The organism is Corynebacterium sp. CNJ-954 (assembly GCF_001942345.1).
Classification (GTDB): domain Bacteria; phylum Actinomycetota; class Actinomycetes; order Mycobacteriales; family Mycobacteriaceae; genus Corynebacterium.
Genome location: NZ_MKKI01000002.1, coordinates 113,354 through 123,557 on the forward strand (window position 1 = coordinate 113,354; position 10,204 = coordinate 123,557).

Here is a 10,204-nt window from a genome sequence, read left to right on the forward strand (position 1 = left end):
TCCTGTGTGGGGGCATGTACGTGTGGTCATGCCCCCACACTCGTTCGGCTGGCGGGAGGTAGCCAGAACCCCCGGTTGCCTAGCACCGGTAGGGACAGGCAGGTGGTGTCCCGGATGAGCACTATGGAGGCGGGCAGATATACCGAACACGGCGCAAAGCACGATGATCCAGGCGAGAGAAGGATGAGATGAAGTTTGTCGACGCGTCCGAATTCACGGCCGAGCGCCCGTGGGGATCTGTTGATCTCGGTGATATCGACCATGCGAGCGTTCGGCTGCACTGGACCGACCAGCCGTATAAATGGCATGTCAACGATGGTCCGGAAGTCTTCGTTGTTCTCGACGGGACCGTGGACATGCACTACCGGGTTGACGGCGAAGAACGCGTAGAGCGACTCAGCCCGGGGACAGTGTGTTGTGTGGAGGCCGGGGATTCACACGTCGCGCACCCCGCGAGGGAAGCACGGATCCTGGTCATCGAGCGACAAGGCAGCATCTGAGAACCCGGGGCGGGGATAGGCTCCTATGCCGTGGGATCGTGGGTGGAAGTTAACCGATGGCCTGACCGCATTAAAGCGGTGGAATCACCGGGATCAGTTATCTCACCCGCCTTCTGTTTGGATGCGGGCCAGTTTGTCTTGTTGCCTGCGCCCAGTCAGTCACAGACCCCGGAGTCGGACGAGATCGATCTCGACGTGCGCTTTCCACCGCTGCTTGCGTTCATCGGTGATGCGGCAGAAGGCCCCTGATTTCCAGCCACTCAGGGCGTCAGTAGCTCCTGCAGCCGGTAATGGGCCGCGGGCAACTGTTCAGCTGGCACGATCCTTTCTGCCGCCAGAACTATTTTCGTCAGCACCGTGCCGGTGTGGGGTGTCACCATTCCAGGCTGTGTCAGACGCTCAACTGATCCGAGATAGTCATCGGTCCATTCGTCTCGCTGAGACTGCGTCATCGCCTTGTCACGGTGAGCCGTGAGGATGGTAGCGGCGCTGGCGCCGTCAGTGCCCTCGTAAAGGGGCCCGGCATTGCGGTCGTAGACTTCAATCCGGTCGACACCGCCTGTCATCTGCTCCAACCCGGAGACCATGCCACTATAGGCGCTGGAGTGGGAAGTCTCTGTAGTCCACCGTGGAAAGTCCTCGGAGTTCACGCCGGCAAGGTAACGGGTGACGATCCCTAACCTGCTGACATCCTCGGGTACCGCGAGCGCAGTGACGCCTACGGCATATCCGGCAGCTTGAAATGTCTTGGCAGTCTCCATGACCTGGCGCGGATTAGTCAACGTATTCTCGACGATGAGGTTGTATCTGGAGTTGCGGGTGTGCGCGATCAACTCCGACATCCAGAAGCCGACCGGCCCGTTCGACAGCACGTCCATACGTTGGGGGTCGCGTGCCATGATCTCGTTCATCATCGGATGGTTCTTCCGGAGATCATCAGAATCCAGGACGACTGCAGGGGAATCCAACTGTGCCGACAAGTAGTCGACCGTCCTGGACTTTCCTGCTGCGGGTTGCCCGGTAACGTACACCAGTCGAGGGCGGGACGATCGGTGAAACTCATCGTCGATGTCCCAGATGAGGTCGGCGAGGATGTCCTTCTGCTCTGCCGCGGACACCGGGAAATCCGCAGGGTGAAGCTGCCGGTCAGACACTGGAGCTGACAGTGAGGCCACCGATGTGGTGCAGTTCGTCGCGCATGACACGTGTCCGGTTGATCAGGTCCTCACGGTCAGTGTCCACGGCGCCTGCGACATAGTCGCGGAGAGCTCGCCGACGGGAAACCCACCATTGGCGGTCGCCCTCGGTGGACGCGGCTCGTACGCGGTTCGAGTAGGCGACCTTCAACGTCGAGGCCGCTGATTTCATCACGTCGTACTCTGCGAAGAAAATGCGGGCTTTCGTCGGCTTCATGAGCATGGCGACCATCCTTTCGTCCCCATCAACCTATCACGGAAATGTGGTTTCAAAGACGCTCTGCATCAGATGGAAATGAACTCTGACCCGCTCCCTCTGCTCGGGAGCTGTCCGGTACCGACGCCACCAGACGGTAGACCTGTCGCAGCGGCGTCGAGTCGGTGTGAATCCCGGAAGGGTCCAGGAACGTTGCTGCCGAGGCACGGATCCAGTCTTCACAACTGACCCGGTTGAAGTGCAGTTCCACGCCGTGCTGGTGCGCGAGATCATTCATGAACAACCGGGAGATCCTCCCGTTGCCGTCCCGGAACGGATGGGCGAAGTTCAGGTCGGTGTGAATGTCGGCCAGCGCATCCACGGTCTGTTCGAACGTGGCGTCCTCCCAGGCGACCCCGTCGATGGAGCGGTCGAGCTGGCGCATGTACATGCTCATGCTGTGGTGGTCGCCGAACCCGTGCGTGCCTTTCATCATGTTGACCACCCGCGGCTGGCCGGCCCATGCGTAGATCTCCGCGAAGAGCATGCGGTGGATCGACGACAGACGGTCGCTGGTGCTCTCCCCTTCGACCGCGAGTTCTCCGCGGGCGAATGCCAGCCCCCGGCCTGTCGCCACCACATGTTCAACGGCGCTGAGGCGGGCGTCGTCGCGGATGCCGAGGTGGTTCCGCATCACCGTGGTGCCGGGGTAGAAGTAGCTCCTCCACACATCAGGTTCGGGCGCGGGCTCCTTCGCCCGCCCTGGCGTGCCACCGTCGTCGGCGAACCCGTCGACCTCTGTACTCGTCAGGTAGGACGGGCCGTCGCGCTGACTACGTTCCGCCAGACTCTGCATGTCCGCCGCGGTGGGCTCCCAGCCCTCCAGGACGCTGCTGTGGGCTGCTTCAATGATCGGCTCGACATCGGTATCGCCCATATCGTCGAACACCTCGGGAAATACGGCACGGTAGCCGTTGACACCGGTCAGTGTGGTGAAATCCGTCATGGTCAGCGCCTTTCCGTGAAGTGCGGACTCTCAATTCTACGGCCCTGTGCCGCCTACCGCGAGGGTTTCTCGCAGAGGTTGATGCCGGATAGCTCGATGAGAACTCGGGGGATCGACCGTTACTACTGTGCTTCCGAAAGGGCACGTGGCACAGCGTCCTCGAGCATCGGATACTGGAAGAATGACCGACCGTGAGATGACCCGGATAATGGCCCCGCTCTTTACGTCGCCGGTATCGCTCGATACGTTCCGACGTCACGGCGACGACATGATTGACCGGTGGGACGGCCGCCGGTTCACGCGTGCCATCGATACCGGGGACGCTGTGAAGGCCGTCCAAATTGATGTGAGCGAGGAGACCGGACCGACAAACTGGACGGTGACGGTCGGCGGGGACCCGACTGACATTGAGGGCCTGGTTCGTCGGCAGTTCATCGTCGGTGATGCTGCTGGCGCGGGGTGGGAGAACACCTGCCCCGAGGTTACGGGGAAGGTGCCCCGCGAGATCATCGAGTCTGCAGCGGTGGTGCGATCCACATCGCTGTTCCAGTCGGTGGTCCGGTGCGTGACTGCCCAGCAGGTCAACCTCGAGTTCGCCTCCGTCCTGCGGCAACGTCTGGCGGCACGGCTCGGCATCTACCATCCGTCGGAGATACGGGTGCGTACTGGTTGGATATCGACACGGCGCTGGGAACGTCGGTGGAGGAATTACGGGAGATGCAGCTCAGCGGTATGAAAGCCAGATGCATCCTGGCGACGGCCCGCGCAATCGCAGATGGTGTCCTCGACAGTCAGACGCTCACGGACCTCGATGACGTTGAACTGCGTCGCCGTCTGACAGCGATTCCGGGTATCGGACGGTGGACCGCCGACTGGGTGATGATCCGCTGGTTCGACCGCCCATTGGTCGCAGCCGGGGACCTGGGCGTGCGGAAGGCAGTTCGCTGGCTGCACGATCTTCCTGAGATGCCGAGCGAACGCACCGTCCGTGAGCTCACCGCACACTGGGGTGAGCACGCCGCCGTGATCCAGGCGGCGGTGATGGAGGCGTTCAATCGTCGTCTGCCTACTGGTCGTCTTCAGTGACGGTAAACTTCACCGTCTGCGAGGTCTGCCGTCCGTACCGGTCGGTGCCCGTGACCTCGGCGGTGTGTTCACCGACAGTCAGGTCGTCCGGCAGCGTCGCACGCCAGACATGCGGGCTGGCCTGGGCGACGTTGCCGGTCGAACTCAGGTTGTGCGTGGCGGAGACAGTTTCCGTGTACTCCCAGTCCTTGTTCAATGTCTCTCCCTCGGCCGGCTGCGTGTGCTCGGCATCGACAGCCTCACCATTGATCGTGACCTGAACGTCCGCGGCTGTGGAACCGCCGAAGAAACTGGTCGTCAGGAAGGACTCTCCGCCGCCGACATCCTTCCGGGACACCTCCAGCGGGTTGATCTGTTCCGGGGCATCCCCCTGTTTGTCGCTGTCCTGCCACTGCTGTGCTTTCTCGGCCCAGGTACGCCAGGTCGGCGAGTTGATCCCGGTCAGGAACTGGTGGTCCTGCTTCTCATTACGCACGGTGTAGTACTCACTGCGGCCGGTGCCGTCGAACTCGAAGGTCAGCACGCCCGGCTCGGCGGCGTCCGATGTGTAGGCGTGGGGGACGCCATTGTCGTTGAGCTCACCGGAGTACCAGTCGCCGGACACCGCGCCGGCGATGATCTGGTCGTGGCTGAGCTGGGTGATCGGGCTCTGCTCGTTGTCGGCCCATTCTGCACGCTGTTCCCCGGCCAGGAGGTGTTCGAGGGTGTGGGTGTGCCCGCCGACAGTCACCGCAGTGGGGTGGTCGGCGAGGATGTCGTACAGGTCGTTGGCGTTGTCGGTCACGACCTCCTGGTAGCTGACGATCGGCGCGTGCGCGGCGATCACGATCTGCTGGTCCGGGTCGACTGTCGCCAGGTCATTTCTGAGCCAGTCCAGCTGTTGATCGTCGATCTTCTCGTCGTATCCGCCGTTTCCGGTGCCGTCGTCGCCGTGGTAGACGATGTTGTCCAGGGCCACGAAGTGGGTCTCGCCGACGTCGTAGGAGTAGTACGGTGCGCCGAAATCCCGTCGGTAGGTGTCGGTGGCGTTGACGTCGGACGTGGCGTCGTAGTCGATGTCGTGGTTCCCCGGCAGCGCACGGACGGGTCCGTTGGCGCCGCTGTACAGCTGTTTCAGGTCCGGATTGAGGCTGAGGTCGTCGCCCACGTTGTCGCCGAGCAACAGGATTCCGCAGCCTGCGTAGTCGTTTCGGGCGGCGAGATCCGCCGGGGCGCCTTTCCGCGCGTACTCGACTTCCTGTTTGTCGTAGGTCTGCGTGTCCGCGGCGATGGGGCAGGACTGCTCCGGGGCCGCGGTTGCCTTGGACGCCGCGAGCGGGAAGTTCACTGCGGTGGGGACGGGGCCGGACGGTTCGAGGCCACCGAATTCGAGATCCGGTGAGCCCTCCGGATAGTGCTGGTAGCTGAACTGGGCGAAGTTGTTCTCGTCGACGGGGACCTGCCAGCCCGCGGGCTGGGTCACCGACACCGACATGTTGTCGCGGACCGGGAGCTCATAGCGGCCGGTGTCGTCGGTGGTGGTTACCTCGAGGCCGTTGGAGACGCTGACCCCGGGGATGCCGGCTTCGTCGCCGTCAAGTGTGGAGTTCTTGTTGGCGTCGTCGAAGACGCGACCGGTGAAGATACTCTGGTCATTGGCTTCACCGTCGACGACCTCGACAGAGCCCTCGTAGAGTCCCTCGTTACCGGACGGGTCGGTGGGGACGGAGGACCCCGGACGTGAGCTTGAACCGGGCAGTGCGGAACCGTCCTGGGCGTAGGCGGGCGTGTGGGCTGGTGTGACGGTGAGGATCACGGCAGCGGCGAGGGCGGTACCGAGGGGTGCGCGTAGCACGCGTGAGGGCATGCGTGAGGGCATGGGGGCATTCTCCTGTCAGGGAACTGATGGTCGGCATGTGCCGCCACACAGTCTGGGCGGTACCGGTGTCACCGTGGTGACTGCGCAGGAGAGGACAGGTCAACGGGTGATGAACAGGTCGTGATGCCGCTCGGTCAGCATCGCCACCAGCGCCGTCGCCGCCGGGCTCGGGTTGAAGTCGCTCCAGGCCAGGTGCTGGATGCGTGAGGGGCCGTCGGACACCTCGAGAATCCGCAGGTGATCGCCCTCAGGGACAGTGTCGCGGGACAGGAGGGCGACGGCGAGCCCCTGCCGGACCACCTCCAGCATGAAGGTGGTGTCCACCGCCTCGAAGGCGACCTCGCGGGTCAGGCCGGCGTCGCGGAACGCTATGTCGGACTGCACCCGGCCCGGGGTGTCGACGGGGAAGTCCACGAACGGTTCACCGTCCAGGTCGGCCAGGCGGATACTGCCGTGTCCGGCGAGTCGGTGCTGTGCGCCGACGACGGCGACGAGGTTCTCGCGGACGAGTTCGCGACTGCGGACTCCGCGGGGCGGTTGTCCGGACGGCAGACCAAGCACCGCGACGTCCATCCCTCCGGAGCGGATGGCGGCGACGAACTCATCGCTGCCGCCACCGAGCAGGCGGATCTTCACCGCCGGGTGGGCTCGGTGGAACTGGCCGAGGACGGCAGGGACGTCGACGGCGGTCACCGTGGGAATCGCCCCGATCGTCACGGTCCCGCGGATCTGACCGGTCGCTGCAGCGGCCTCGGCGACAGCGCGGTCGGCGGCATCCAGGCTGGCCTGTGCCGACGGCAGGAACGCTGCACCGGCGTCGGTCAGTTCAACCCGCCTGCTGGTGCGGGCGAACAGCTGCACACCGAGTTCATGCTCCAGCGCCTTGATCTGGTGACTCATCGCCGACTGCACGATATGGCAGCGCTCCGCCGCTCGGGTGAAGTTGCGGGTCTCGGCGACCGCCAGGACGTACCTCAGTTGCTGCAGTTCCATGGATCAATCATGAATCACGATCGGTGGAATGAAAAACATGTGTTGGACTCATGGCTTGTCGCGGCTGACGATGAAAGGCATGAGAGCAACAGCAGCAAGCACAGCGGCGGCAGCGGCAGCAGCGCCCCAGCATCAGCCATCCTCTCCGTCGGGTGCCCCGTCACCGGCGACAGGGAGCGCACGCGTGGGGTGGACCGCGCTGACCGCGATCACCCCGGCAGTGTGGGGAACGACCTACATCGTGACCACACACATGCTGCCGGAGGGGCACCCGATGTTCGCGGCGATGATGCGGGCCCTGCCCGCCGGACTGATCGCCCTGCTCCTGGCACGCCGACTGCCGCGTGGATCCTGGTGGTGGAAGAGCCTGGTGCTCGGCACCCTGAACATGGCGGCGTTCTTCCCGCTGCTCTTCCTCACCGCCCAGCACCTGCCCGGCGGGGTCGCCGCCACGCTGAACGCCTCCCAGCCCATCGTCGTCGCCTTCCTTGCCGTGGCGATCCTGCACGAGAAACTCTCGGTGTGGCGACTGGGGTGGGGGATCGCCGGCGTCGGCGGTGTGGCCCTGGTTGTGCTCGGTCCCGGCGCGGGACTGGACCTTGTCGGCCTGTTGGCCGGTATCGGTGCCGCTGCGTCGATGGGTACCGGGGTGGTGCTCACCAAGAAATGGGGCAGACCGGACGGTGTCAGTGCCACCGCTCTCGCGGGGTGGCAGCTCACCGCCGCCGGGCTTGTCCTGCTCATTCCCGCCCTCGTCGTCGACGGTGTGCCGGATGGGATCGACGGCACGGCAGTCGCCGGATACCTCTGGCTCGGGCTGGTCGGCGGACTGATGACCTACACCATCTGGTTCTCCGGCATCCGACGCCTCCCGGTCACCGCGACCGCGTTGCTGGGGCTGTTGTCCCCGTTGGTGGCTGCGGTGTTGGGGGCCGTCCTCGCCGGGGAGTCGCTCGGCACCGTCCAGTTGGCCGGGTTTGCCCTGGCGTTGTCGGCGATGGTGGCGGGCCAGCTCCCGCCACCGCGGAAGAAGAAACAACACACAGCGAACCTACGTACGGACAACTCACCGGAAGGAACTGACTCATGAACATTGTCGTCATCGGAGCGACAGGAATGGCGGGCAGCGCCATTGTCGCTGAAGCCCTGTCCCGCGGACACCACGTCACCGCCGCGTCGCGGCACGCGCAGGGGCGTGGAAATGATCTGCTTCGGACCATCGTCCTGGACATCGCCTCACCGGACGCGGTCACGGAGCTGCCGCAGGTTCTCGTCGGCGTCGACGCAGTGGTGCTGGCCGTGCGGCCGTCGCCAGGCTCGGAGCACCTCATGGGGTCGATGACCGCCACCGTCCTCGACGCCGCAGACGCCGCAGACTGCGCCGGCACCCGTGTCCTGGTCATCGGTGGTTCAGCGCCCCTACGTTCGCCGGACGATCCGGACCGTCTCCTCATCGACGACACCCGGTACATCCCCGAAGCCTGGCGACCGATCGCCGGAGCGAGTCTGGACCAGTTCCAGGTGTGCATGGAGCACAGGCACACCCGGTGGACGTATCTCAGTCCGTCGGCGATCTTCGAGCCGGGGGAGGACACCGGCGGATATCGGCGTGGGACAACCACATTGCTGACGGACAAGCACGGTCAGTCCCGTGTCACCCCCGGTGACCTGGCCCTGGCCGCCGTCGACGAGATCGAGGAGCCCGGCGATGACTCGCACATCACCGTCATCGGACGCTGACTGCGGCCAGGCTCCGGACACCGGACCGTCCGGCGTGTTCGCACCACCACTGCGACTGCTCACCCTCGGGTTGCTGGTCTCGGTCGGCATCGTGGCGTTCGACGGCCTCGGGGTCACCACCGCGATGCCGCGGATCGCCTCCGACCTGGGCGGGATGTCGACCTACGGCTGGGCGGTGTCGGCTCTGATGCTCGCCAGCGTCGTCGGTACGGTCGTCGGTGGTTACCTCGCCGACCGGACGGGGCCGCGGAGACCGTATCTTGCGGGACTGGTGGTCTTCATCGCCGGGCTGTTGATCTCGGCCACGGCCCCGGCCTGGCCGATCTTCCTGCCGGGGCGTGCGGTGCAGGGACTCGGCGTGGGGGCGGTGATGAGCATGGCCTATGTGGTCGTGGCGATCGCGTTCCCGCAGCGACTGCAGGCCCGGGCGCTGGCACTGTTGTCGGGCGCTTGGACGGTTCCGGCACTGGTGGGGCCGATGGTCTCCGGAGTGCTCACCGAGACTGCGTCCTGGCGCTTGCTCTTCCTGGGCCTGGTGCCGTTGGTCCTCGTCGTCGCGGTGATCACCGTGCCCGGCGTGCCGACACAGGACGCTCCGGCAGGCCGAGCACCGGGGGTGTCGCGGAACCTTGTCTTCAGTATCGGCCTGGCGGTCTCCGCCGGAGTGCTGCTTGCCGGACTTGAACAACACAACATGGTTGCTCTGGCGGTCATGGTCATCCTTGGTGCGGTGGTGATGATCTGGACGTTGCGTGAGGCCACCCCGGAAGGAACTCTTCGGGCGCGCCGCGGTGTGCCGGCCGGTATCGCCACACGCCTGATCCTCTCCATGTCGTTCTTCGGGATCGAGACGTTCCTGCCTCTGGCGATGACAGGGCTGCGTGGGGCCGGCACTCTGCTCGCAGGTGCCGGCGTTGCCGCCGGCGCGCTGGTGTGGGTCGGCGGATCAATGCTGCAGAGTCGACGCGAGATGTGCCAGGGGACGGTGACGCGCCGGGGTGATTCGATGATTGGTCTGGTCATCCTGGCAGTGGGCATCGCCGTCATCGCCGTGACCCTGCTGGGGGAGGCACTCCCGGTGGGTGTCGCCATCGTCGGATGGATGATCGGCGGGTTCGGCATGGGGCTGGCCTACAACGCCAGCACCGCCGTGACGTTCAGTGAGACCAGCGGGGACGCCTCGGGCCAGATGAGCGGCACCATCCAGATGGCCCAGACGCTCGGCACCGCCCTGGCCGCCGGTATAGGGACCGCGGTGATCGGTGGTGCCGGAGATAGCGCTGAACTGCGTACCCCGATGATTGCGATCTTCGCGCTGGCAGGCGCTTTCGCACTGGTTGCGGTGCCGCTGGCGATGAGGATCCGGACGGAGGTTCCGTCTGGAACTCGGGTGTGAGTGGAACCTTGGTGGCATCGGTGGAGCAGACTTCAGTGGATGTTGGACCGGATCGTCAGTGAGGACCGGATCGGAGAAGTGACGGGGCTCCGGCTCCTTCCTGTGATCACCCAATCATCCTTGTCCAGTGAGGATGACCGCAGACTGGCCGAAACAGTTGATGCTCTTGTCGAGAGCCGTTCGGACATCACAACCCCTTCCACTGCCGCTGACTCGATGTCAGCATCGAAGGA

At 64.9% G+C, this 10,204-nt stretch carries 11 protein-coding genes; 6 read left to right on the top strand and 5 right to left on the bottom strand.

Going from position 1 to position 10,204, the window contains the following annotated elements:
- Positions 1–188 precede the first annotated feature (188 nt).
- Positions 189–500 (top strand): cupin, encoded by a 312-nt coding sequence (locus tag BJF89_RS01355; protein WP_075811583.1) that lies wholly within the window; start codon positions 189–191, stop codon positions 498–500.
- Positions 501–760: 260 nt separating this feature from the next.
- Here the strand turns inward: BJF89_RS01355 and BJF89_RS01360 are convergent, their stop codons facing one another.
- Genes BJF89_RS01360 through BJF89_RS01370 form a run of 3 tightly spaced genes read right to left on the bottom strand, consistent with a single transcriptional unit; the run spans position 761 to position 2,898 of the window.
- A complete protein-coding gene (locus tag BJF89_RS01360; RefSeq protein ID WP_075811585.1) occupies positions 761–1,654 on the bottom strand; it encodes a zeta toxin family protein in 894 nt (297 codons plus the stop codon).
- Positions 1,647–1,919, bottom strand: coding sequence for a hypothetical protein (locus BJF89_RS01365; RefSeq protein WP_075811587.1), 273 nt, complete (start codon positions 1,917–1,919; stop codon positions 1,647–1,649). The genes BJF89_RS01360 and BJF89_RS01365 overlap by 8 nt, the downstream gene beginning before the upstream one ends.
- Before the next feature lie 46 nt (positions 1,920–1,965).
- A complete protein-coding gene (locus tag BJF89_RS01370) occupies positions 1,966–2,898 on the bottom strand; it encodes a Fic family protein (RefSeq protein WP_075811589.1) in 933 nt (310 codons plus the stop codon).
- A gap of 181 nt (positions 2,899–3,079) precedes the next feature.
- On the opposite strand from BJF89_RS01370, the gene BJF89_RS01375 reads away from it, so the two are divergent.
- Both BJF89_RS01375 and BJF89_RS01380 read left to right on the top strand, forming a co-directional pair.
- Positions 3,080–3,634, top strand: a complete 555-nt coding sequence (locus BJF89_RS01375; protein ID WP_075811591.1) for a hypothetical protein — start codon at positions 3,080–3,082, stop codon at positions 3,632–3,634.
- On the top strand, positions 3,616–3,984 hold the full coding sequence (locus BJF89_RS01380) for a DNA-3-methyladenine glycosylase (RefSeq protein WP_075811593.1): 369 nt from the start codon (positions 3,616–3,618) through the stop codon (positions 3,982–3,984). The genes BJF89_RS01375 and BJF89_RS01380 overlap by 19 nt, the downstream gene beginning before the upstream one ends.
- Here BJF89_RS01380 and BJF89_RS01385 read toward each other — a convergent pair.
- Together BJF89_RS01385 and BJF89_RS01390 are read right to left on the bottom strand one after the other, a co-directional pair.
- Positions 3,965–5,842, bottom strand: a complete 1,878-nt coding sequence (locus BJF89_RS01385; RefSeq protein WP_083650426.1) for a calcineurin-like phosphoesterase family protein — start codon at positions 5,840–5,842, stop codon at positions 3,965–3,967. The genes BJF89_RS01380 and BJF89_RS01385 overlap by 20 nt on opposite strands.
- Before the next feature lie 99 nt (positions 5,843–5,941).
- Positions 5,942–6,835, bottom strand: a complete 894-nt coding sequence (locus BJF89_RS01390; protein ID WP_075811595.1) for a LysR family transcriptional regulator — start codon at positions 6,833–6,835, stop codon at positions 5,942–5,944.
- A 79-nt stretch (positions 6,836–6,914) separates the two neighbouring features.
- Here BJF89_RS01390 and BJF89_RS01395 point away from each other — a divergent pair, with 79 nt between their 5' ends.
- The 3 genes from BJF89_RS01395 to BJF89_RS01405 are packed head-to-tail and all read left to right on the top strand — an operon-like array spanning position 6,915 to position 9,971.
- Positions 6,915–7,925, top strand: coding sequence for a DMT family transporter (locus BJF89_RS01395; RefSeq protein WP_222843788.1), 1,011 nt, complete (start codon positions 6,915–6,917; stop codon positions 7,923–7,925).
- Positions 7,922–8,575: an NAD(P)-dependent oxidoreductase gene (locus BJF89_RS01400; protein ID WP_075811599.1), complete on the top strand. Its 654-nt coding sequence runs from the start codon at positions 7,922–7,924 to the stop codon at positions 8,573–8,575. The genes BJF89_RS01395 and BJF89_RS01400 overlap by 4 nt, the downstream gene beginning before the upstream one ends.
- Positions 8,544–9,971 (top strand): MFS transporter, encoded by a 1,428-nt coding sequence (locus tag BJF89_RS01405; RefSeq protein ID WP_083650427.1) that lies wholly within the window; start codon positions 8,544–8,546, stop codon positions 9,969–9,971. Before BJF89_RS01400 ends, BJF89_RS01405 begins: the two co-directional genes overlap by 32 nt.
- Positions 9,972–10,204 lie beyond the last annotated feature (233 nt).

Excerpts from the sequence above, each read along its gene's own strand:
- BJF89_RS01355 (WP_075811583.1), top strand. The coding sequence starts at position 189 with ATGAAGTTTGTCGACGCGTCCGAATTCACGGCCGAGCGCCCGTGGGGA.
- BJF89_RS01365 (WP_075811587.1), bottom strand. The coding sequence starts at position 1,919 with ATGCTCATGAAGCCGACGAAAGCCCGCATTTTCTTCGCAGAGTACGAC.
- BJF89_RS01370 (WP_075811589.1), bottom strand. The coding sequence starts at position 2,898 with ATGACGGATTTCACCACACTGACCGGTGTCAACGGCTACCGTGCCGTA.
- BJF89_RS01375 (WP_075811591.1), top strand. The coding sequence starts at position 3,080 with ATGACCGACCGTGAGATGACCCGGATAATGGCCCCGCTCTTTACGTCG.
- BJF89_RS01380 (WP_075811593.1), top strand. The coding sequence starts at position 3,616 with ATGCAGCTCAGCGGTATGAAAGCCAGATGCATCCTGGCGACGGCCCGC.
- BJF89_RS01385 (WP_083650426.1), bottom strand. The coding sequence starts at position 5,842 with ATGCCCTCACGCATGCCCTCACGCGTGCTACGCGCACCCCTCGGTACC.
- BJF89_RS01390 (WP_075811595.1), bottom strand. The coding sequence starts at position 6,835 with ATGGAACTGCAGCAACTGAGGTACGTCCTGGCGGTCGCCGAGACCCGC.
- BJF89_RS01395 (WP_222843788.1), top strand. The coding sequence starts at position 6,915 with ATGAGAGCAACAGCAGCAAGCACAGCGGCGGCAGCGGCAGCAGCGCCC.
- BJF89_RS01400 (WP_075811599.1), top strand. The coding sequence starts at position 7,922 with ATGAACATTGTCGTCATCGGAGCGACAGGAATGGCGGGCAGCGCCATT.
- BJF89_RS01405 (WP_083650427.1), top strand. The coding sequence starts at position 8,544 with ATGACTCGCACATCACCGTCATCGGACGCTGACTGCGGCCAGGCTCCG.